General features: G+C 48.9%; 1 protein-coding gene. It reads left to right on the top strand.

Going from position 1 to position 830, the window contains the following annotated elements:
* Nucleotides 1-766 (top strand): PA2778 family cysteine peptidase (locus A3750_RS22665; RefSeq protein ID WP_156498859.1); only part of this gene is annotated, 766 nt, incomplete at its 5' end.
* Nucleotides 767-830: the final 64 nt, after the last annotated feature.

The following is an 830-nucleotide window of genomic DNA, read 5'->3' as shown; positions in this document are numbered from 1 at the left end:
TCAGCTGGTTTCGATGGTTTATGTGCCTGAACGCAAAGGCAGCTTTCAAGTCGAGCTCAAAGCAGCCACACGACGCTTTGACCTCATCCCTTATGAAATCAAACCAAACATGGAAGACCTGCTCCGCGAAGTGGCCGCAGGAAACCCCGTGCTCGTATTGCAAAATTTGGGACTCAAAAGCGCTCCAACATGGCATTACGCTGTCGTGGTCGGCTACGACTTACCGAATAAAGAGGTCATTCTTCACAGTGGCATGGAAGCGAACGCGCACTTTCTGATTACAACGTTTGAACGAACATGGCTCGCCCAAAGCGATGGTTGGGGCATGGTCATTTCGGCTGCGAATACGTTTCCTCGCACCGCAGAGCCACTGCCCTATCAAAAGAGCATTGAGTCTTTGGTGAATATCGGAAAAACAGATCTTGCGTTAGATGCATACATTCACGCCGTTGAGCACTGGCCTGAATCTGCTGCCCTCGCTTTTGGCGCAGGCAACCTCTTGTACAATCTGAATGAATATGAAGAGGCAAACCAGTTCTTCTTTCAAGCCACGCAACTCGAACCAAGCAATGCAATTTATTGGAACAACGCCTCATACAGCGCCGCACAACTTGGCTGTTCAAATGCACTCATGGCCGTGGAATGCGCAATCACACTTGATGGTGACAACCCAGCGTTCAAGTCAACCCATAACGAGGTGATCGAGTTATTGAAGCAAAACCCTAAACCATTGATCGATTGTCCGGCCTATTCTTCCTGCCCATAAAACAGCCAAAATGCCGGACAAGTCATTCCTTACGGATCAGATCAGGATATACTCGGCTAATGCT

Source organism: Oleiphilus sp. HI0079, assembly GCF_001635105.1.
The sequence above is the reverse complement of the archived record's forward strand: the minus strand, read 5'-3'. Positions and strand labels throughout refer to the sequence as shown.